Genomic DNA, 2,079 nt, shown 5'->3' on the forward strand with positions numbered 1-2,079 from the left:
CGTTCGATCGTACACCCATTCGATCGCTTTACTGTTCGATCGAACGGGGTATGTAGTTGTTGTACGGCCCGGGTCTGACAATTTGGCGACACGTCGAACAGATGTTTGGGATCTCGGACGAGAACCGTTACTCTCTACTCAGCACGCAAGAACTCGGACACGGAAGGTCATCAGATGGAGGAAACCGCCATGGGAGGCGCCATTACCGGCGTGTCTGGCACTGATCAAGCGGGGGCGCCCAGACCTAAGGGGCGGCCAGGACGCAAGCCGAAGGGCAGCGTGCCGGTCGTCATTCCGGAAACGCCGGACAAGCCCGACCCTAATCACGTGCTGACCTGGCGGCAGCGCAAGGTGCTGCAGGTGATCCGGGAATCGGTACAGCAGCGCGGCTACCCGCCCTCGATGCGCGAGATCGGCGAAGCCGTCGGCCTGACCAGCACGTCGAGCGTCTCGTATCAGCTCAGCACGCTCCAGAAGAAGGGGTACCTGCACCGGGACGTGGGCCGGCCGCGGACGGTCGAGGTCCGGCTGCCCGGTCACCCGGCGGTGCGCCCGGAGCCGAGCCGGGAGACCGCCAGCCGGGACGACGACGAGGCGGGTGATATCCCGGGTAGCGACATCCCGTCCCAGGAAGCCGCCTACGTGCCCCTGGTCGGCCGGATCGCCGCTGGCGGGCCGATCCTGGCCGAGCAGTCCGTCGAAGACGTGTTCCCGCTGCCCAGGCAACTGGTCGGCGAGGGCACGCTGTTCCTGCTCAAAGTGGCCGGCGATTCGATGATGAACGCCGCCATCACGGACGGGGACTGGGTCGTCGTCCGGCAGCAGGAGGACGCGGAGAACGGCGAGATCGTGGCCGCGATGCTGGACGGCGAGGCGACGATCAAGACGTTCAAGCGGGGCGACGGGCACGTCTGGCTGATCCCGCACAACCCGGCATACACGCCGATCCTCGGCGACGAGGCCACGATCCTCGGCCGCGTCGTCGCAGTACTGCGCCGCGTCTGACGCGGTGCCGTCCGCAGGTGTCCGAGTAGATGTCCCAGCCGGGCCGCGTCCGAGGACGCGGCCCGTCAGGGACGGACGCTAAGCGGCGACGATGCTGACCAGCTTCGGCGCCCGCACGATGACCCGGTTCACCTGCTGTTCCCCTAGGGTACGGAGGACTCCGGGCGCTACCAGGGCGAGCTCGCGCAGTTCGTCCTCGCCGATCTCCGGCGAGACCTCGAGCTTGTCACGGACCTTTCCGTTGACCTGCACCACGCACGTCACCCGCTCCTGGGTGAGCAGGGCCTGGTCGGCGACGGGCCAGTCGGCGCGCGCCACCGACGCCTCGTGCCCGAGCAGCTGCCAGCACTCCTCGGCGGTGTACGGCGCGAACAGGGACACCATCACGGTCAGGGCCTCCGCCGCCTCGCGGACGGCCGGGTCAGCCGCCCCCGGTCCCGAGTCGATGGCCCTGCGCGTCGCGCTGACCAGCTCCATCAGCCGGGCCACGGCCACGTTCAGGTGATAGGCCTCCACCTGGCGGGTGGCCTCGTCGATGGCCCGGTGGGTGATCCGGCGAAGCTCGGTGTCGCCCGCGGCGGGCGCCTGGTCCCCGGTGCCCTGGCCGTCAGTGCCCCGGTCCGCATCGGCGACGTCGGCGGCGATCCGCCAGACCCGGCTGAGGAACTTGACCATCGCCTCGGGGTTCATATCGGCCCAGTCGATGTCATCTTCCGGCGGGCTGGCGAAGATCATCGTCAGCCGGATCGCGTCCACGCCGAACCGCTCGAGCTGCTGGCCGAGGTCGACGCCGTTGCCGAGCGACTTGGACATCGCCTTGCCGTGGTTGATCACCTGGCCCTGGTTCATCAGCCGGGTGAAGGGCTCGGTGAAGTCGATCAGGCCCATGTCGTACAGGACCTTGGTGAAGAACCGGCTGTAGAGCAGGTGCAAGATGGCGTGCTCGACGCCGCCCACGTACATGTCGACCGGCGCCCAGCGGCGGACCTCGGCCGCGTCGAACGGGCCGCCGTCGTAACCGGGCGAGCAGTACCGGAACATGTACCAGGAGGAGTCCACGAACGTGTCCATGGT

At 68.1% G+C, this 2,079-nt stretch carries 2 protein-coding genes; one reads left to right on the plus strand and one right to left on the minus strand.

Features of this window, described 5'->3' with window-relative positions; genetic code table 11:
• Positions 1 to 174 precede the first annotated feature (174 nt).
• Positions 175 to 1,005, plus strand: coding sequence for a transcriptional repressor LexA (gene lexA, locus VGF64_11305; protein HEY1635337.1), 831 nt, complete (start codon positions 175 to 177; stop codon positions 1,003 to 1,005).
• A gap of 78 nt (positions 1,006 to 1,083) precedes the next feature.
• Here the strand turns inward: lexA and VGF64_11310 are convergent.
• Positions 1,084 to 2,079, minus strand: a 996-nt coding sequence (locus tag VGF64_11310) for a class I tRNA ligase family protein (GenBank protein HEY1635338.1), incomplete at its 5' end; no start/stop codon positions are given.

The sequence above is a fragment of the Acidimicrobiales bacterium genome (assembly GCA_036491125.1).
In the GTDB taxonomy this organism is placed as follows: Bacteria; Actinomycetota; Acidimicrobiia; order Acidimicrobiales; family AC-9; genus AC-9.